Origin of the sequence: Halorubrum sp. Atlit-26R, assembly GCF_003666015.1 — an archaeon.
Taxonomy (GTDB): Archaea; Halobacteriota; Halobacteria; order Halobacteriales; family Haloferacaceae; genus Halorubrum.
In genome coordinates, this window is sequence record NZ_QPLT01000004.1 from 139,635 (window position 1) to 157,635 (window position 18,001).

Consider the following 18,001-nt stretch of genomic DNA (forward strand, 5'->3'; position numbering starts at 1 on the left):
CTCACGGATTCCGATCAGAGTGGCGGAACGTCCAGTCGCGGACTACTCTTCGAGGGGGACGAACGAGCCGTTGATGTCCCACTCGTGGATACAGTAGACGTTGCCGGGCTCGTCCGCGATGCGCCACCCGTCGACCTCGTCGTCCCACCGCTCATCGCGCCCGCACAGCTCGCACGTGCGCTCCTCCGGCGGTGTGATGGTCACGCTCATGTCCGGGCGAACGTCACCAGCGAGCAAAAGGATACCGGCGATCGGCGGCGCCGACCGCCCGCAGTGACCCGGTCCGACGGGGCCCCGCCGACCGCGACTCCGCGATCACGAGCGCCGTCGCGATCACGATCCGCGTCCGCGACGCCGAGCGAGAAGCGACGCGCCCGCCAGCGCCGCGAGCGACGCGGCGGCGTCGAAACCGGGGAGGTCGTACACGGTCGATCGGATCGGCGCCTCGTCGTACCCGAGGTCGCTCGGCGCGGACGAGTCGGACGGCTCGATCGAGTCGGCGGATTCCGTCGACGTCGCGCCGTCGCCTTCACCGCCACCCGCGTCGTTCGACCGACCGTTCTCGGAGCGAGACCCGGCCGCCGGGGAGTCGCCCGCGCCGCGCTCACGTCCGCCGGGTCCGAAGAGCTCCGGCGGCACCGCGGACGGCGGAATCTCCGACGTCCCGGGAGCGATCGAGATGCCCACCCCGGGGCGCGGCGCCGGGCGGTTCGCGTCCGGTCCGGGCGACTCCTCGGACGAACCCGGACTGCCCGCGTTCGTGGCGTTACCGGCTCCGGCCGAGACTGCGGGGCCGGCGCCCCCTCCGGATGCGCTCCGGCCACCGGTCGAACTGCCGGCGGTCGAGCCGCCACTGGTCGAACTGCCACCGGTCGAGCCGCCACCGGTCGAGCCGCCACCGGCCGAGCCGCCACCAACCGAACTCCCGCCGACCGAACCGCCGCTGGCCGAACCGGAACCGCCCGCCGTGCCGGTCGAGCCCGACGCCTGCAAGTCGGCGGACGCGCTCGCTCCGGTCGAGTCGGCGGCGGCGTAGGTCAGCACAGTCGTCGCGCGGTGCCGGTCGTCCGCCGCAGTCCGACGGAGTCGGTCGTCGTCGACTCGGAACCCGGCCTCGAACGTCGCGCCGGGATCGGGGAGCGTCTCGGTGCCGAATGCGCGTTCGCCGTCGGCGACGACGTACAGGCCCTCCCGGTCGAGGTGGACCGCGGACTCGTTCGGCGTCCGACCGAGCGCGTCGCCCCCGATGGACTCGTTGTTCGCCGTCCCCGTCGGCGACACGCCGAACGAGAGGCCGTCGAGGCGGTCGAGGTCCGCACCTCGCTTCAGCGACGCGTTCGCGGCCGCCGGGAGGCCCGTCAGACCGGTCGCGTTCACGGCGTACACGACGGTGTCGTTCGCGGTCGCGGCCGTCGCCGGCGTGAGCGTTCCGTCGGCGATCGCCTCTCGAACCGCGGTCGCGTTCCCGAACTCGCCGGGAGCGACCGCTCGCGTGGTGTACGCGGCCAGGTCGCTCGTCGAGCGGGGTTCCACGGTGACCGTCGCGGTGTCGTTGGCGACTTCGGTGCCATGCTCCGACCGCAGCGTCAGGTCGTACGTCCCGGGCGAGAGCGGAGCGGTATCGCCCGTGACCGATTCGACGTCGATGCCGGACCCGGTCGTGACGAACTTCGACGGCGATTCCGGCGACGCGTACGTGTTGAGCGTGACTGGTGTCGGACTCGTCTCGGTGGTTGTCAGTTCGAGTGTTGTAGTGGTATTATCTGATGACATCAAAGTTATCGAAGAGGTATCATATGTTGAATTTAGAACTAGATCGAGATGGCTGCCACTGTGTAATTTCTCATGAATAGTAGCACGGACAGTAGGGTTTCTGTCTTTCAAAACCTCTACATCCTGAGTAGTGGTGATATTCGTATCCAGATCATGTACTTCTACTGAATATATTCCGGGTTGAGAAACAGGAATATATCTACTGACATTGGAAGCGTTATTCAACATAATCTCTGTCCGAGATATCATACCAGAATTTGCCTTCGAGACATTAAGAACAGCAGTCCGATTGGTTCCATTCGCTCCAATATGAATCGGTATCTGAGATCCGTTTACTGTGTCAGCTGTTTCAAAATGAATGGATGAGTCAATCAAATGGAAGGTGATATTCTCTGTTCCAGAATTAGAACTCACTGAGTAGTGGCCGGGACTAAGACCTTCTGTTCTTACCGTATGAACAGTGTTTAACCCAGTAGAATCTATTCGTCTAACTGAACTTCCGTTGATTTTTGATAGATTATAGGTATACTGTTGTTCTAATTGGATGCCAATATTTGAACCTTGATTGATTGTATATTCTTTCCCACTATAGACTAAATTATCTACACGAACAGGAGAACTAAATTGGTTTTTGAACGGATTACTACTTGATGTGGAGACAATACCACCAACTTCGATATTGTTGATCACTGGTTGAATATCTTGAGTAGAAATGTTGGCTGCGGTCGGGGGATAAACATACAGAAACTCACCATTTATGTCAAACGCCTCTGGGTTGTTTTTAATAGAGATATTTCCTGTCCTATTGTTGGATAATTTAGTAGTTATATATCCCTGAGAACGGGATATATTCGTGTTGAATTCGAACAGGAGAGTACCATTAGACCCCTTATCCACGTCAGTTCTGCTGTAATAAAATGGACCACCTATGAGTTGAGCAGGCACAGAGACATTGATAGTTGTTGAATCTAAAGCGTAGATCGCATTGAAACCGTGCTTGTCCGGTGAAGAGTGAAGACCAATTATTATCTTTGTTTCACCTTCGATATTAGTGTCTCTGAGCGATATATTTTTACTAGATGTCTCTACAGTTTTGATTTTCTCTCCTAGGCCCCCATCTTGCTTCTCCTTCCAAATTGTTACAGCAGTGTTTAGACTTTGATTGTTGTTTGCGGAGTAATCGTAGAAAACAGATTGTGTAGATTGGTTATACGTGTCAGATTTGAATTCGATAGATCCAAGAGAAGATATGGTAAAACTAACAGATGCTTTCTTTCCTCCCTGTTCAGCGGTATATGAAAGATCGCGATTTATTTTTGCTCCTTCTTCATCGTATTTACTAACATTTGTTGTATCTATATTGTTGATGTATAGATCAAACCGGCCAGGACTGGAAATTGCTGAAGCAGACACGACAACGGTCGCATTTGAGCTGTTCGGGTTTTCTATATACACCTCTGAGCTATTCGTTTTCTCATCAATGTCTATTCGATAGGATGTCGCGTTGTGATCTAACTCTGCGCCAGAGTCAACAAGAGCTCCAACATGAATCTCGACAGGCTCGTTAGAGTCAAGAACTTCGATATTGGTGACTACTTGCTGCTGTTCGGATCCAATTTCAAGATCGCTCGCACTATCTACATCCCATAGTTGTGCGGAGGCTGCGAATGTCCCAGAGATAATTAGTAAGACAACGGCGCCCACCACAGCACTCATTACGACGACGACCCACAGCCATCGAAGCGATCGCGTCCGGATCATAGCGAACGAGCCACGGATGCCAGAGCGGTCGCTCTCGGGGCGGCGCGGCGTCAGTAGTCGGCCAGGCCCCGCGAAGCGCCTCTTGTCACACCGCGGGATCTCTCACTCGGGTCGATCGCTTATAAGTGACTTACGGACGTGAAAGCTTCCGTTCGAAGAAATAATCGCATGACTGCGTCGCCTCGTAACCGGGTCGTGGTCGGAGATTCGTGCGGGACGACCGAAACCTGAGGGAGAGAAGAGCGGAGAGGCGAGTCGCCGGGGCGGGTCAGTGTTCGACCGCTTCCATCATCGAGAGCAACTGCTCGCGCTGGGACGCCTGTTCCGGGTGGACGCCGACCATCGCGATCGCGTCTTCGCTGTCCGCGCCGTCCGCGGTGTGTTGGACGGTAGCGATGTACAGGAGAACGGGGACGTCTTCGACGGATCCGGTCGAGTTACCCGTCCCCTCGACGTCGGCGCTGATCGTCGTCTCGAAGACCGGGATGGTGGTCTCTTCGCCGAGGATCGTCCGAGTCTCCTCGCCGCGCTCCTCGATGTCGTCCGTTTGGATGTCGGCGTTGCCGCCGCCGACGTCCTGCTGATTGATCTGGTTGAGGAGCCGTCGGATGAGATCCGCGCCCTCCACCCTGACGAGCGGATTGACCGACTGGCCGGCGACGGAGGCGTTCGGCGTACTCGCCACGAACAGCGCCGACTGGGTCGTCGAGTTGGTGTACCGGGCGACCCACGTCGTCGCCGTGACCTTCGCGTTCACGCCAGTGACGTTGAACTCGCGGTCGATGGTGTACGATTCCGGATCCTCCCCGGAGTAGCCCTCCGCGTACGCGGACTCGGGAACGCGCGCCGGTTCCGCGTCGAACTCGTAGCTCCCGTCCTCGCCGGCGCACCCGGCGATAGCGACCGAGGTCGACGCCGCGAGTGCCGCGAGCAGTCCACGTCGTTTCATGTGTTCCGGTAGGTCTACACGGTTCTTTAAGCCTATCGACGCGTCTATCGGTCGCGAGAACCCCGCAGCCGAAGGCACAAAGTTCACGTCGGGCCGCGCGCGACGTGAGGCAAATGGAACGACGAGGACAAACCGGGCTGGTGGAAGCGCTCTTCTTAGACGTGGTTCGCCTCCACGAGACGTGGATGGAGGTGGTCTTCCCGCGGCAGCTCGACCCGAGCGCCGTCTTAGGGAAGTGGAAGCCCGAGACGGCCGTCCAGTCGGTCGGCTACTACCTCTGGGCGGTGCTGGGCGCGCCGCTCGTCGCGGTCGCGTACCCCCTCCTGCTCGTCGGGTTCGCCACGCGCTTCTACGCGGCGAAGCTCGACTCCGCGGTCACGCGCTTCGGCGTGCTCGGCGCGGTGATCGTCGCGACCGTCGTGTGGGGTTCATTGACGCTCCTCGCCCATTTCCAACTGCCGACGGACATCATGCTCGTCATCGGGCTAGCCAGCATCGTTGCAGTCGTCTCTGCCGGGCTTGCGGCCGGCTTCTCGAAGGTCGGCGGTCGGTTCGTCAGCGTCTTCCTCGCCTATCCGTTCGCGATGACGGCGATATTCCTGCCGCCGGTCGTCGCGGCAGTGATCACACCGGCAATCGGTGAAATAATCCTCCCACCGAGCTCCCAACTCGCGCAGTGGATCCTCGACACGTTCCTTACGGTCGGCGGGATCAACGAGACGCTTCAGGGCGCGTTCGATCTGGACACGTTCGGACAACAGTGGGGTGCTCCCGGTCTCGGCTACGTGCTGATGTGGATCGGCATCTCCGTTCCGCTCGGCTGGTTCCTCGGGCTGCTCGTCGCGCTGGCGAACCTGATCCGGCCGAAATCGGACAACTGAGTCGACGCGTCGACCGACGTTTCCCTCCCCGTTCTGTCCCGCTACTCCTGCCGGTCGAACCGCTCGCTCGCGGTCTCGAACGCGGACTCCGACTGCTCCTTGCTCCGGCGGCTCTCGCGGGCCGCGATCGCCTCGGGATCGGGGACGGCGTCGTCGTCGATCCGTGCGAACGACTTGTGGACCTTCGTGTGACACCAGCGACACAGCGCGACGGTGATCTCGTGGGGGCCGGCGCCGTCGGATTCTGAGTCGTCCGATTCTGAGGCGCCGGGTGCGGAGGAATCGGCGTCGCCGTACGAGAGGTGGTGCTCCTCCACCAGCGGTCGGGCGTCGTCGTGCGCCAGCCGGACCTCCGCCAGTCCGCATCGGTGGCACTCGCGCCCGTCCGTCGTCGACCGGTAGTGCGGGCACCTGGGCCACTCGCCGTCGGCGCCGACGTGGCAGTCGTACCCGTCCGCGCGCCGGGCCGCCGCGAACTCGCGGTCGTCACCGGCCCGCGTCAGCGCGAACCGACAGCGGCCGTCGTCGGTGAGGTGGTCGCAGACGCCGGCGACCGCGTACGGGTCGTCGACGCCGACGGGAGTCCCGTCGGGGGTGCGCTCCATACCGACCGGTGGGGACGGGCCCACTTCAATGCGGTCGACCGTCTCGGGGGGGAAGCGGTCGCCGCGAGAGGACTCTCGGCCGACTCAGACCAGGGAGGCCCCGTCGAAGTCCGTGCGGCCGTAGTCAATGTCGAGTAGTCGGAGGAGGGTGGGGGCGACATCGAGGAGGTCGGCGTCCTCGATCGTCGCGTCCGGGTGGTCGACGAACAGCGCGGCGTCGTCGAAGGCGTGCATCCCGGTCCGGGGTCCGTCGGGGTCGAACACCTCGTCGTGCGGGCGGAACCCGGACTTGAGGTCGAAGCCGTCGTTCGGGAGGACGACGAGGTCGGGGGCGATGGCCGCGTGGTCGCCCCGGAACACCGTCTCGCGGTCGACGACGCGGTCGGCCACGGGGTTCCCGTCGGGACCGGTCCACGACTCCAGCGCATCGCGCAGCTCCGCGCGCGTCTCCTCGTACTCGGACTCGGGGACGACGCCGTTCGGCTCGCGGCCCTCCACGTTGAGGTAGAAGCGGCCGGGGACGAGCGAGTACGCGCGGGCGTCGTCGTCGATGTCGGCGAGCGCGTCGTGGTCGTCGTCCGCGTAGGAGAGCCACCCCTCGCGTTCGAGCCACTCGTTACAGTAGACGTCGTAGCGCAGCCGCCGGAACCCGTGCGTCGAGCCGACGACGAGCGTGACGTCGTCCGGGAGCGCCTCGCGGATCGAGCCGACGTGCTCGTCTAAGGCGGCGTGGAACGAGAGCAGCTCCTCCCGGTACGTCCCGCCGTCCTCGTAGTCGCCCCACAGGAAGTGGTTGACGCGGTCGGGAGCGGTGAAGACGCCGACGAAGAGGTCCCAGTCGTCGCGCTCGACGTACCGCTCGAAGGCCGCGGCGCGGGCGTCGAGGGTCTCGCGGGCGTGTTCGAAGAACGCGCTCTTGTCCTCCTTGTGGCCGAGCTTCGCGTTGACCGACAGCCGGTAGTCGCTCTCGGTGAGGTTCTCCCGGAGCTCCTCGGGATGCGCGGCCGCGTCGAGGTCGGGCGAGAGGTAGCCGGAGACCATCCGCTGGACGGTCCGCTGCGGCGGGAACGTGACTGGGACGTTCATCACGGTCGCGTCGAACCCCGCGTCGGTCGCGCGGTCCCACACACGGGGGGCCTGAACGTCGCGGCCCATCGGCACGTACGTGTCGTAGGATCCGACCTCGCGGTCCTGAAAGCCGTACACGCCCGTCTCGCCCGGGTTCTTTCCCGTCGTGAGGCTCGGCCAACACGCGCTCGACTCCGCGGGGACGATGCTGTCGATCCGTCCGCCCTCGCCGTCGTCCGCGATCGCCGACAGCGTCGGGAACGTCTCCGGGTTGTCGGCGACGAGCCGGTACGAGAGGCCGTCGATCCCGATGAACGCCACCCGCGGCGTCTCGCTCCCACGCAGCCGGTCGAAGAGGCCCATACACACCCATCCGCGGTCGAAGGCAAAAGGATTGACATCGGCCGCTGGGTCGCGTTAAGTTAAGCAGAAACGCAAGACGGTAAGAGTATCCCGCGAGTTTTGGAAAGCCGATTTATATACTCAAGATAGGTAGTAACTCCGGGAGAAACTGGATCTGCCTTCTCAGTTCTCCTTCTCGTTGATCCTCAGAACACGATCCGCTACAACATTCCAGAACACTACAAAAAATCGCATGACAGCAGCTAGGTGAGTACTAACTTAACGCGACCGGCCGCTGCGCCGGAACGCCGTCTGACGGCCCCGGAGCGGCTCGGGAGGCTTTTTGTCCGTGACCCGCGGAGGGTCCGACATGGAGACCCGACGCGCGCTGCTCGTCGACGCGTTCGCCGCTGAGCCGCTGACCGGGAACGCCGCGGGCGTCGTCCCGGACGCCGAGGGGCTGAGCGACGACCAGATGGCCGCGGTCGCCGCGGAACTCGGCGCATCGGAGACGGCGTTCCTGGCCGACGGCGACGGGGCGGCCGGTGACGGCGATGAGTCGGCCGGCGACGGCGCGGCCGACGACCGGCTCCGCTACTTCTCGCCGACGACGGAGGTGGACCTCTGCGGGCACGCCACGATCGCGACCTACGGTGCCCTGTTCGCCGAGGGGGCGATCGACGGCGGCGAGCGCACTGTCCGCACGAACGTCGGCGACGTCGCGGTCGCGGTCGACGACGACGGCACCGTCTGGATGCGACAGCAGGCGCCGAGCGTGGAGGTCGTCGACGTCGACCTCGACCGAGTGGCGGCCGCGCTCGGGGTCGACCCCGCCGCGCTGCGCGACGTGGGCGCGGACCTCCCCGTCGCGGTGGCGTCGACCGGGCTGCCGTTCCTCGTCGTCCCCGTGAACTTCTTGGAGCGGCTCGGCGAGGCCGACCCGGACGACGACGCGGTCGAGGCGCTCTCCGAGGAGTTCGACGTCGCGGGCGTGTACGCGTTCACCTTCGACGCGCTCGACGCGGACTCGACGCTCCACGGCCGGGCATTCGTGCCGTCGCTCGGCATCCCCGAGGATCCGGTCACGGGCACCGCGAGCGGGGCGGTCGGGGGGTACCTCCGCCGCGTCGACGCCTTCGACGGCGACGAACCCGACGAGTTCCGGTTCGAACAGGGCCACTTCGTCGACCGGCCGGGCCACGTCCGCGTCCGCGTCGAGGCGGAGGGCGTCCGCGTCGGCGGGCAGGCAACGGTCGCGCTCGACGGCGAGATCCGGGTCCCCGACGACGAGGACGACGAGATTATCGAGGCGTGAGCGCGGTCGGTTCTGGGACCCGGAACCCGTCCCGCGGACCGAACGTTTAGGCTCGCTCGCGACGTACCCGGTCCATGGAGTTCGACCTTCCACGCGCGGCAGCGATCCTCGTACTGATCGTCGCGATCGGCGCCGGCGGCCTCATCGGCGCGGGGATGATGCCCCTCCAGACGACGCTGATGATGGTCGTCCCGTCGATGCTCGTCTTCGGCGCGCTCGCGTTCGCGATCGGCGTAAAACACGGCGAGTTCCGGTCGGCACACGCCTGAATCGACGCCGAAGGCGAGAGACGGGCGCCCGACCGCGAAGCGATCAGCCGCGGCCGTCCCCCGACCGGGGATCACGAGCCTTTTGAAACGGCGTTGCGAACCGGGAGCCGTGCTGCCCGGGTCGCCACTCGTCGAACTGCTGCTGATCGCCGGCGGCGTCGCCCTCCTGTACGCCGGCGCCGAACTGCTCGTCGCGGGCGCGAGGGACCTCGCGCTCGCCGTCGGGCTGAAGGCGTCGACCGTCGGCGTCACCGTCGTCGCGTTCGCGACGACCGCCCCGGAACTCTTCGTCTCGCTCCTCGGCGCCGTCACGGTGTCGACCGACATCGGCCTCGGCGCGATCGTCGGCTCGAACATCGCGAACATCGGGCTCGTGTTGGGCGTCTCGGCGATCATCCGCCCGCTCGACGTCTCCGACACCGTGTTCCGCCGGGACGTGCCGTTCATGGTGCTGGCCGCGGTGCTGCTCGTCGGCCTCGGCTGGGACGGCCGGATCGGCCTGTTCGACGGCGCGGTGCTGCTCGCGGCGCTCGTCGCGTTCACCGCCGCGGTCCTGCGGCGCGTCCAGGAGAACCAGTCGGCGATCACCGACAGCGAGCGTGACGAGATGCCCGACGCGAAGCTCCGCGACGCCGCGATCGTCGTCGCCGGGATCGCCGCGCTCGTCCTCGGCTCGCAGTGGCTGATCGACGGCAGCGAGTCGCTTCTGGCGGCCGCGGGCTTCTCAGACATCTTCATCGGGCTCACAGTGTTGGCGCTCGGCACGTCGCTGCCGGAGCTGGCCGCGAGCGTCGTGGCCGCGGTGCGCGGCGAGGCGGAGTTCAGCGTCGGCAACGTCGTCGGCTCGAACATCTACAACATCCTCGCGGTCATCGGCATCGTCGCGGTGGTGACCCCCATCGGCGTCGCGCCGGGCGTCCGGGGCTTCGAGTTCCCCGCGCTGCTCGCGTTCACGGCCGCCATCGTCGGGGTGATGGCGTACCGCGAGCGGATCACCCGCGTCGACGGCGCGGTCCTCACGGTCGGCTACGGGGTCTTCGTCTACCTGTTGCTCCCGTGACGACGGACGGCGTGCGGGCGTCCGAGGAACGGGGCTGAGGGGCGCGCGAACCGACGGGTATTCGGTCGCGGGCGGCGGAGCCGGTGACGTGATAGCGATCGTCGTCAGCCGGGCCGACGGCGCCTCGGCGCACATCGGCGAGCGGCTGTTGGAGGTCGGCGACTGGGAGGCCCGGGAGGATGACGCGCTCCCCGACGCCGACGGGGGCGGGACCTACTACCGGACCGAGGGCTTCGAGCTCCGCGAGTTCGACGAGCTCCACATCCGCCTGTCGGACCCGACCGCCGCGTTCGACTGCGACCCCGAGTTCCTCGCGTTCGTCTCCCGGCACTCGGGCGAGACCGGGAAGCTCCTCACCGCACACGTCACCGGGAACTTCGGCGGCGCCGAGTACGGCGGCGAACCCGAGTCGCTGGCGCGGGCGGCGCCCGGCGCCGAGAAGCGCGTCGTCGAGGCGCTCGCGCGACACGCGCCGGACGGGTACGAGGTCGGGATCGAATGTACGCACCACGGCCCGACGGACGTCTCGGTCCCCTCCCTGTTCGTCGAACTCGGCTCCGACGAGCCGCAGTGGGAGGACCCGGACGCGGCCCGGGCAGTCGCGCGGGCGGTCCTCGATCTGCGGGGGACCGGAGCGGACCTGCCCGACGCCGAGGGTCGGCCCCGCCACGTCGTCGGCTTCGGCGGCGGTCACTACGCGCCGCGGTTCACCCGGATCGTCCGCGAGACCGAGTGGGCGGTGGGGCACGTCGGCGCCGACTGGGCGCTCGCCGACCTCGGCGCGCCGGAAGCGAACCGCGACGTGATAGCGGCCGCCTTCGATCGGAGTCGGGCCGAACGCGCCGTGATCGACGGCGACCGTCCCGAGCTCGCCGCGGTCGTCGAGGATCTCGGCCATCGGGTGGTGAGCGAGACGTGGGTCCGTGAGGTCGGCGACGCCCCGCTCCCGCTCGTCGAGCACCTGGAGGCAGAGATCGGTCCCGTCGACGAGGGGCTGCGGTTCGGCGCGGTCGAACCGAGACTGGCCGGCGAGCAGCGCGGCGACGGGATCGCCGACGAGGTCCGCGTCCGCGACCTCCCGGACGAACTGCTCTCGCGGGCACAGGGACTTGACGCCGACGCGGCTCGCGCGGCGGTCGAGCGCGTCGCCGTCGCGTTCGACACGGAGCAGGGCGGTACTCGTGCGGCCGGGCGCGTCGCGTTCGCGACAGACCCCGAGACGCCCGGGTACGCGGACCTCGTCGAGGGGTTGGCGGACGTGCTGGAAACGGGATACGACGCGGTCGAGGTGTCGCCCGACGAGGGCGCGGTCGTCGCAAGCGAGAGGGCGTTCGACCCGTCGCTGGCCGCCGAGCGGGGCGTCCCGGAGGGGCCGGCGTTCGGTCGGCTCGCCGACGGCGAGGCCGTCGAGGTCGACGGCGAGGCCGTCGAGCCGGAGGACGTGTCGCGGACGCGCACGGACCGGTTCCCGATCGACGGCTCCGGCCTGAAATAATTTATAAACGCCCGCGGCAGCGTCAGCTCGCCCGCGGGAGCCGTACGTGCTCGGGTCGGCCGCGAACGCCGGGGATTTCGGTGTCTGACGCGAGTCAGACGAACGGGCAAAAATAAATACGTCCGGGTCGCAACCTCACCACATAATGGACTCCATCGTTGAGGACGCCATCGACGAAGCCGAAGAGGCCCCCGCAGACGACGCCGGGGGAGCCGGCGAGAGCGCCGCCGGGGGGAGCGCCGGCGCGCCGCCGCAGACCGGGACGATGACCGACGACGAGCTGCAGGACGTCCTCCAGGACCTCCAGACGAACATCACGGTCGTCGGCTGCGGGGGCGCCGGCGGCAACACGGTCAACCGCATGACCGAGGAGGGGATCCACGGCGCGAAGCTGGTCGCGGCGAACACCGACGTCCAGCACCTCGTCAACATCGAGGCCGACACGAAGATCCTCATGGGCCAGCAGAAGACGCAGGGGCGCGGCGCGGGCTCGCTCCCGCAGGTCGGCGAGGAGGCCGCCATCGAGTCCCAAGAGGAGATCCAGGACGCCATCGACGGCTCCGACATGGTGTTCGTCACCGCCGGGCTCGGCGGCGGCACCGGGACCGGCTCGGCGCCGGTCGTCGCGAAGGCGGCCCGCGAGTCGGGCGCGCTCACCATCGCCATCGTCACGACGCCGTTCACGGCGGAGGGCGAGGTGCGCCGGACGAACGCCGAGGCCGGCTTAGAGCGGCTCCGCGACGTGAGCGACACCGTCATCGTCGTCCCCAACGACCGCCTGCTCGACGCGGTCGGGAAGCTCCCGGTCCGGCAGGCGTTCAAGGTGTCCGACGAGGTCCTGATGCGCTCTGTGAAGGGGATCACCGAGCTGATCACGATGCCCGGGCTCGTCAACCTCGACTTCGCCGACGTCCGCACCGTGATGGAGAAGGGCGGCGTCGCGATGATCGGGCTCGGCGAGTCCGACTCCGACTCGAAGGCGCAGGACTCCGTGAAGTCCGCGCTGCGCTCGCCGCTGCTCGACGTCGACATCTCCGGCGCGAACTCCGCCCTCGTCAACGTCACCGGCGGCACCGACATGTCCATCGAGGAGGCGGAGGGCGTCGTCGAGGAGATCTACGACCGGATCGACCCCGACGCGCGGATCATCTGGGGGACCTCCGTCGACGACGAACTGGAGGGCGAGATGCGGACGATGATCGTCGTGACCGGCGTCGAGTCGCCGCAGATCTACGGGAGCAACGGCGAGCCGCCGGAGGGCGGCGCGCCGAGCGACGTCGAGGACATCGACTACGTCGAGTAACGGGCGCCGGACGACGGAGTCGGTCGCCTCGCGCGGCCGGGCGACCGCGGTCGCGTGGCCGCCCGACTCGGGCCCGCATCAAAAGGTAAAAACCGTCTCGTCTCGAATCTGCTCGCAACATGGACGTTCCGTACGACCTCAACAGCTACATTCGGGTGCTGAAGCTGGCGAGCACGCCGAGCACCGACGAATTCCTCCAGGTGTCGAAGATCGCCGGCGCCGGCATTCTGCTCATCGGGTTCATCGGCTTCCTGATCTTCGCGATCATGAGCCTGCTCCCGGGGGTCGGCGCGTAATGCCGATTTACTCGGTCAAGACGACGGCGAGCCAGGAGCGGACGGTCGCCGACATGATCGCCGAGAAGGAGGCGCCGGAGATCCAGGCCGTCATCGCCCCCGACCAGCTCACGAGCTACGTGATGGTCGAGGCGACCGACGGGACCGCTTTCGGGCGGATCCTCGACGAGATTCCGCACGCCCGCGGCGTCATTCAGGGCGGCGACGGCCCCGCCGAGAGCCCCTTCTCCGAGGTCGAGCACTTCCTCTCGCCGACCCCGGACGTGGAGGGGATCGGCGAGGGCGACATCGTCGAGCTGATCGCCGGCCCGTTCAAGGGCGAGAAGGCGCGCGTCCAGCGGATCGACGAGGGGAAAGACCAGGTGACCGTCGAGCTGTACGAGGCGACTGTCCCGATTCCGGTGACGGTCCGCGGCGACCAGATCCGCGTGCTCGACAGCGAGGAGCGCTAGCTCCTCAAATTGAGCGAGCGGCGCGACGGACGGCGGAGCCGCGACGGAACGGTCCGGCGCTCTGACATCGGTCTCGCACGCAACGACAAGGGCTTTATTCGACGACGACGGACGAAACGGATATGTTCGGCCACGGCGCGCCGGCGGTGTTGAGCGTGATCCCCGACACGTTCACGTTCGCGTGGATCGTCGCGATCCTCTTCGCGACGGCGTGGCTGCTCGACAGCCGCGGACTGTCCGCGGGGCGGACGCTCGCGGCCGCAACGTGGGCGCTGTTCGGACTCTTTTGGCTGTCGACGGTACCGTACTTCGCGTTCGAACACCAGAGCTACGTGGAGTCGATCCTCGCGCTCGTCGGCTTTCCGGCCAGCGTGTACGCGGGGTACCTCCTGTACGACGGGCGGGCGTCGCTTTTCACCCTCACCCGGGCCATCGCGATCATGCTGTTCATCTACCTCCCGTTCGAGACGATCCCGGCGTTCACGTTCGCCGGGGTCGCGGTGCCGGAGCCCCGTCGGATCCTCATCGAAATCGTGGCTTCGCAGACCGGGGCGCTCATCGATCTGCTCGGCTACGCGCCCGAGGCGGTGACGAGCAACGAGGGGTACGAGGCGGCGTACTCGTGGACGCTCGACGACGGCCACACGGTCATCATCCACATCGTGCTGGCGTGTACGGGGCTCGGGAGCATGGCCATCTTCGGCGGCCTCGTGGCCGCCGTCGAGGCGCCGCTCTCCCGGAAGCTCCGCGCGCTCGCGGTGTCGCTCCCGCTCATCTACGTCCTCAACATCCTCCGGACGACGTTCATCTCGGTGGTGGCGGGTAACCAGTACATGCACTGGTACCCGGACCTGGTGTTGACGATGTTCGGCGCGACCGACCCGTACCGCGTCTCCTTCCTCATCTCCGACCGGATCATGAGCCAGCTGTTGGCGGTCGTGGCGCTCATCGCGATCACTTTCCTCGCGGTGCGCGAGCTGCCCGAGCTCGCGGTGATCTTAGAGGACGTCCTCTACCTCATCACCGGCGATGAACACGACCTGACGGAGTCGCTCGACCTGCCGCGCGAGCCGACGAACCGGTAGCTCGGAGGCCGGACGACGGCACCCGCGGGCGATCGAGGGCGGTCGTGTCCCGGAGTAATCCCGAGGATACATAGTGCTATATAGCAAGCTATAGACGTTGGGGACGGGTACGAGCGACCATGACTGCGAGGACGCGGGACGGACCGCCGGGCTCCGGCCGCGGAGCCCGGCCGCGACGGGGTGTTCGCCGGTGCTGAGCGGGGTCGACCCGTTCGTCTACCTGGAGACGAACGTCGCCAAGCTGGTGCTCGCGACCGCGCTCGGCATGTTCCTCGGGTTAGAGCGCGAGTGGTCCCAGAAGTCGGCGGGGATCCGGACGTTCGCGCTCGTCAGCCTCGCGGCCGCGGTGTTCTCGCTGCTCGGCGAGCCGGGGCTGCTCGTCGTCGGTGGGGTGTTGGTGGTCGCCAGCGCGGTGCTTTTAGCGGTCCGGAGCTTCGTCGAGGCCGACGTCGACGGGCTCTCGCTGACGACGTCGGCGTCGATGCTCGTCGCGTACGGAGTCGGCGTCCTCGTCGCGGAGGGACTCTTCATCGAGTCGGTGACGGTCGCCGTGCTCTCGTCGCTGCTGCTCGTGTTGAAGCGGGAGCTCCACGCGTTCGCGTGGGGGCTCTCCCGGCAGGAGGTCCGCAGCGCGGTGGAGTTCACCATCCTCGCGTTCGTCGTCTTCCCCCTCCTCCCCGCGGAGACGATCGACCCGTGGAACGCGGTCCAGCCGCGGCTCGTCTGGTCGCTCGTGGTCGCGGTCAGCGCCATCGGCTTCGTCAACTACGTGCTGGTGAAGCGGTACCAGGGGCGCGGCTACGCGGTGACGGGCTTCTTCGGCGGGCTCGTCAACTCGACCGCGGTCGTCGCCGAGATGGCGAAGCGCGCGAAGGGACGGGCGGACCTGCGCGAGATCGCGGTGGGGTCGATCCTCCTCGCGAACGCGGCCATGGCCTTCCGCAACGCCGCGGTGGTCGCCGTCTTCGTCCCGGAGGCGGCGCTCGTCGTCGGAGTGCCCCTCGGCGCGATCACGCTGGCGGGGATCGGCGTCGCGGTGTGGCGAAGCGACTGGCGGACGAACATGGAAGCGGAACTCACCTCCCCGTTCAGCCTCGGCAACGCGCTCACGTTCGGCGCGCTCTTCCTCGTCGTGCTGCTCGTCTCGGCGGTCGCCGAGGAGACGTTCGGCGCGGGCGGGTTCGTCGTCACCTCCTTCCTCGCCGGGCTGGTGTCGTCGGGGACCTCGACCACCACGGCCGTCTCGCTGCTCGGGACCGGACAGATCGGGGTCGACACCGCGGTCGCGGGCGTGGTCGCCGGCACGGCCGCCAGCATCCTGATCAAGACCGCCTTCGCGGCGAGCATCGCGCGCGAACTGGTGCGGCCGGTGTTCCTGTGGAACCTCCTGCTGATCGCCGTGGGCGTGATCGCGGGGATACCGTTGCTGCTGCTCTGATCGGTTTCGCCACGAAATCGGGGTGAGTCGGGAACTCTCGCCCTCAGGAGAGGTGTTCGGCGATGTCCGTCGACGAGACCATGCCGACGTAGTCGTCGTCGACCACCGGGAGGTGTTTCACGCCGTACATCGTCATCATCGCGGCGACCTCCTGCATCATGAGGTCGGGCGTCACCGTCTCCACGTCCTCGGTCATCACGTCGCGGACCGCCGTCGTCTCCGGGTCGAGCCCGTCGGCGACGGCGCCGACGACGTCGCTCTGCGTGACGATACAGCCGCCGCCGGTCGTCACGACGAGCGCGCTGATGCCGTCGTCACGCATCCGCTTCGCCGCTTCCCGGATCGGCGCGGACGCGCCGATCGTCTCCAGCGGGGTCGACATCACGTCCGCGACGCGGGTCCTGTCGTCGAGATCCATGCCTCGTCGTGTGTTACCGTGTCACATTACTCTTCCGGAACGCACAACGCGGGGCGGGCGCCGCGGTTCCGGCCCGTCACCGCGCCTTCGAGAGGTGCGCGGTGAGGTCCGTCGTCGACACCATCCCGATCGGCCTGCCGTCGGCGTCGGTCACCGGGAGGTGGGTGTACCCGTGTGCGGTCGGCTCCGCCAGCTCGGCGACCGTGTCCTCGCGACCCACCGTGACGACGTCGGTGGTCATGAACGCCTCGACCGGCGTCCGGTCCTTCGGGTCGTTGTCGCGGACGAGCGCGACGAAGTCCGTGGCGGTGATCAGCCCGGCCAGCGTCCCGTCGGACTCGACGACGAGGATCGAACTGACGCCAGTGTCGCGCATCCGCTTCGCCGCGTCGGCCGCGGCGGCCCCGCGTTCGATCGTCGTGAGGTCGGTCGACATGAGCCGGTCGACGGGCACGTCGTTCATGGAGCGTGGTAACGCGAGGCACGGTAATCAAACGTCCGGTCGGCAGGAGGCGGTCGCGGGGTCCGACCGCCGCGGGGTCCGACCGCGAGGGACTCACTCCTCGACGAGCGACTCCGGAGCACCGGCGAGGCCGACGAGGGCGTCCGCCTCGACGTGGTGGAGGTCGCCGGGGATCACGAGCAGGTGGAGCGGGTCGCCGAACTCGCGCTCGGCGAGCGCGCTCAGGCGGTCGGCCGCGACGACCGCGTCCGGCGAGCCGGCGCGCGCGACGACGACCGCGAGCTCGTCGCCCCAGTTGTCGGCGAGTAACCGGGCGGCGACGTCCGCGGTCATGTACTCCTCGTGGTCGGGGTCCGGTCCGGTCGGCCCCGTGCCGACCTTGATGTCGAGGTAGACGACGGTGTGGAGGCCGCGTTCCCGGTTCGCCTCGATCGTCTCGATCACGCTCGCGGGCACGTCGTCGCCGCCGTGCGCGTACGGGAACGGGAGCGTCGTCGCCTTGCCGAACCGATAGTTCTGGAGGCCGGTGAGGCTCGACGCCGCCGACTGCGCGGTGACGCCGTGGATCACCCGCGTGTCGATCCCCCGCTCCTCGGCGCGAAGCCGGAGGTCGGTGTGGGTGGTCGAGATCATCGTGTCGCCGGCGGTGAGGAACGCCGCGTCGCCGGATTCGGCGGCCTCCAAGATCGGCTCCGGGTCGCGCTCGACGCCGGCGCGGTCCCGGACCTCGATCTCGACGTCGTGGTGCGCCTCCAGGTCGGCGACGTCGGCGCCGACGAGCCGACTGGTGTAGAACTCCGCGAAGACGCGGTCGGCCTCGCGCAGCGCCTCCCGTCCCTCGACGGTGACGGAGCGCTCGTCGTAGAGGCCGAGCCCGATGAACGTGAGCATGCGAGCGCTCGGCGCGCGTCGAAGTAAAAGGGCGCGGAACCCCGGTCGGCGGCGTGGGACAGCGTGGCACCCTAATAGACCTTCATGATTGTCCCTTGGGATTCCATAGCAAGCCCTAAGAGGGAACCAACACAACT

At 66.9% G+C, this 18,001-nt stretch carries 18 protein-coding genes; 10 read left to right on the top strand and 8 right to left on the bottom strand.

Features of this window, described 5'->3' with window-relative positions; translation table 11 throughout:
* Nucleotides 1-42: 42 nt before the first annotated feature.
* The 3 genes from DVK07_RS23230 to DVK07_RS06465 all read right to left on the bottom strand — a co-directional run bounded on the left by DVK07_RS23230 (nucleotide 43) and on the right by DVK07_RS06465 (nucleotide 4,483).
* Entirely contained in the window at nucleotides 43-210 is a 168-nt protein-coding gene (locus DVK07_RS23230) for an HEWD family protein (RefSeq protein WP_199719430.1), read from the bottom strand.
* Nucleotides 211-333: 123 nt separating this feature from the next.
* Nucleotides 334-1,773, bottom strand: coding sequence for a hypothetical protein (locus DVK07_RS06460; protein WP_233565387.1), 1,440 nt, complete (start codon nucleotides 1,771-1,773; stop codon nucleotides 334-336).
* A gap of 2,029 nt (nucleotides 1,774-3,802) precedes the next feature.
* On the bottom strand, nucleotides 3,803-4,483 hold the full coding sequence (locus DVK07_RS06465; RefSeq protein ID WP_121596292.1) for a DUF6517 family protein: 681 nt from the start codon (nucleotides 4,481-4,483) through the stop codon (nucleotides 3,803-3,805).
* 140 nt (nucleotides 4,484-4,623) lie between these two features.
* On the opposite strand from DVK07_RS06465, the gene DVK07_RS06470 reads away from it, so the two are divergent.
* Nucleotides 4,624-5,364, top strand: a complete 741-nt coding sequence (locus DVK07_RS06470) for a hypothetical protein (protein ID WP_121596293.1) — start codon at nucleotides 4,624-4,626, stop codon at nucleotides 5,362-5,364.
* A 41-nt stretch (nucleotides 5,365-5,405) separates the two neighbouring features.
* Here DVK07_RS06470 and DVK07_RS06475 read toward each other — a convergent pair whose 3' ends face one another.
* Nucleotides 5,406-5,969 (bottom strand): hypothetical protein, encoded by a 564-nt coding sequence (locus DVK07_RS06475; protein WP_121596294.1) that lies wholly within the window; start codon nucleotides 5,967-5,969, stop codon nucleotides 5,406-5,408.
* An 84-nt stretch (nucleotides 5,970-6,053) separates the two neighbouring features.
* On the bottom strand, nucleotides 6,054-7,400 hold the full coding sequence (locus DVK07_RS06480; RefSeq protein WP_121596295.1) for an alkaline phosphatase family protein: 1,347 nt from the start codon (nucleotides 7,398-7,400) through the stop codon (nucleotides 6,054-6,056).
* A gap of 349 nt (nucleotides 7,401-7,749) precedes the next feature.
* On the opposite strand from DVK07_RS06480, the gene DVK07_RS06485 reads away from it, so the two are divergent.
* The 9 genes from DVK07_RS06485 to DVK07_RS06525 all read left to right on the top strand — a co-directional run bounded on the left by DVK07_RS06485 (nucleotide 7,750) and on the right by DVK07_RS06525 (nucleotide 16,092).
* Complete coding sequence (locus DVK07_RS06485; RefSeq protein WP_121596296.1) at nucleotides 7,750-8,694, top strand: PhzF family phenazine biosynthesis protein; 945 nt, start codon at nucleotides 7,750-7,752, stop codon at nucleotides 8,692-8,694.
* Nucleotides 8,695-8,768: 74 nt separating this feature from the next.
* Nucleotides 8,769-8,963, top strand: coding sequence for a hypothetical protein (locus DVK07_RS06490; protein WP_017342693.1), 195 nt, complete (start codon nucleotides 8,769-8,771; stop codon nucleotides 8,961-8,963).
* Nucleotides 8,964-9,072: 109 nt separating this feature from the next.
* On the top strand, nucleotides 9,073-10,023 hold the full coding sequence (locus tag DVK07_RS06495; RefSeq protein ID WP_121596297.1) for a calcium/sodium antiporter: 951 nt from the start codon (nucleotides 9,073-9,075) through the stop codon (nucleotides 10,021-10,023).
* 88 nt (nucleotides 10,024-10,111) lie between these two features.
* A complete protein-coding gene (locus DVK07_RS06500; protein WP_121596298.1) occupies nucleotides 10,112-11,518 on the top strand; it encodes a D-aminoacyl-tRNA deacylase in 1,407 nt (468 codons plus the stop codon).
* Nucleotides 11,519-11,663: 145 nt separating this feature from the next.
* Nucleotides 11,664-12,821, top strand: a complete 1,158-nt coding sequence (gene ftsZ, locus DVK07_RS06505) for a cell division protein FtsZ (protein WP_053771518.1) — start codon at nucleotides 11,664-11,666, stop codon at nucleotides 12,819-12,821.
* Nucleotides 12,822-12,940: 119 nt separating this feature from the next.
* Entirely contained in the window at nucleotides 12,941-13,117 is a 177-nt protein-coding gene (locus DVK07_RS06510; protein ID WP_017342689.1) for a protein translocase SEC61 complex subunit gamma, read from the top strand.
* Nucleotides 13,117-13,569 (top strand): transcription elongation factor Spt5, encoded by a 453-nt coding sequence (locus DVK07_RS06515; protein WP_004598345.1) that lies wholly within the window; start codon nucleotides 13,117-13,119, stop codon nucleotides 13,567-13,569. The genes DVK07_RS06510 and DVK07_RS06515 overlap by 1 nt, the downstream gene beginning before the upstream one ends.
* A gap of 122 nt (nucleotides 13,570-13,691) precedes the next feature.
* Nucleotides 13,692-14,654 (top strand): archaeosortase A, encoded by a 963-nt coding sequence (artA, locus tag DVK07_RS06520; RefSeq protein WP_121596299.1) that lies wholly within the window; start codon nucleotides 13,692-13,694, stop codon nucleotides 14,652-14,654.
* 190 nt (nucleotides 14,655-14,844) lie between these two features.
* Nucleotides 14,845-16,092 (top strand): DUF4010 domain-containing protein, encoded by a 1,248-nt coding sequence (locus DVK07_RS06525; RefSeq protein WP_121596376.1) that lies wholly within the window; start codon nucleotides 14,845-14,847, stop codon nucleotides 16,090-16,092.
* Nucleotides 16,093-16,135: 43 nt separating this feature from the next.
* On the opposite strand, the gene DVK07_RS06530 is transcribed toward DVK07_RS06525, so the two are convergent.
* The 3 genes from DVK07_RS06530 to dph5 form a co-directional block, all read right to left on the bottom strand.
* Entirely contained in the window at nucleotides 16,136-16,510 is a 375-nt protein-coding gene (locus DVK07_RS06530) for a CBS domain-containing protein (RefSeq protein WP_121596300.1), read from the bottom strand.
* A gap of 76 nt (nucleotides 16,511-16,586) precedes the next feature.
* Nucleotides 16,587-16,973 (bottom strand): CBS domain-containing protein, encoded by a 387-nt coding sequence (locus DVK07_RS06535; protein WP_121596301.1) that lies wholly within the window; start codon nucleotides 16,971-16,973, stop codon nucleotides 16,587-16,589.
* 93 nt (nucleotides 16,974-17,066) lie between these two features.
* Nucleotides 17,067-17,864, bottom strand: a complete 798-nt coding sequence (dph5, locus tag DVK07_RS06540; RefSeq protein ID WP_121596302.1) for a diphthine synthase — start codon at nucleotides 17,862-17,864, stop codon at nucleotides 17,067-17,069.
* Nucleotides 17,865-18,001 lie beyond the last annotated feature (137 nt).